This is a genomic window from Ferrovum myxofaciens (assembly GCF_000735045.1).
Lineage (GTDB): Bacteria > Pseudomonadota > Gammaproteobacteria > Burkholderiales > Ferrovaceae > Ferrovum > Ferrovum myxofaciens.
In genome coordinates this window covers 1-557 of the sequence record NZ_JPOQ01000522.1, presented here as the reverse complement: position 1 = coordinate 557, position 557 = coordinate 1, and the positions used below count along the sequence as shown (strand labels likewise).

Here is a 557-nt window from a genome sequence, read left to right as displayed (position 1 = left end):
TCCGATCTGTATCGTTTCACCCAGCACAGCCATTCGTAACCCCCTCCCGATCATCTATCCTTGATGATCGGAGTATGCCGGGGTCAATCCTCCCTGAATACAACGCCGCTGGCTTACCGCTTACACGAAAGCACCGATCGGAAACCGGCGCAGGATGGAATCCCATAACTCCTCGATTTGCTTTACTTTCCAAACGGCCCCTCGCTGCAGAGCTGGGAGAGTCGCGACGATGGGACCAACTTTAGCCGGCGGATAAGCGATCTGCCATGCGGCAATTTCGGGGAGTGTCAGTAGATGTGCTGTGCCGGCTTTGGTGGGTGTCATTGCATATTCCCTTCAGTATTGGAAAAGTAAAACTAACGAATTGATACAGTGAAACTATGTCATTTCACCAAACCAAAAATCAATGTAATTTGTTTACACTTTCTAACCATACATCGCCCTTCGGTCGAATAACCTCAACCAACCTTTGGTGATCCTGTAGATTACCCAGAATCCAGTAGCAATCAGGATGGGCCATCCAATTAGTATGAGTAGCAAGATTACCCCGATGCTGG

General features: G+C 48.8%; 1 protein-coding gene. It reads right to left on the bottom strand.

Going from position 1 to position 557, the window contains the following annotated elements:
* Positions 1–120: 120 nt before the first annotated feature.
* Positions 121–324: a DUF262 domain-containing protein gene (locus IV91_RS0114890; RefSeq protein ID WP_031599584.1), complete on the bottom strand. Its 204-nt coding sequence runs from the start codon at positions 322–324 to the stop codon at positions 121–123.
* Between the last annotated feature and the right edge of the window lie 233 nt (positions 325–557).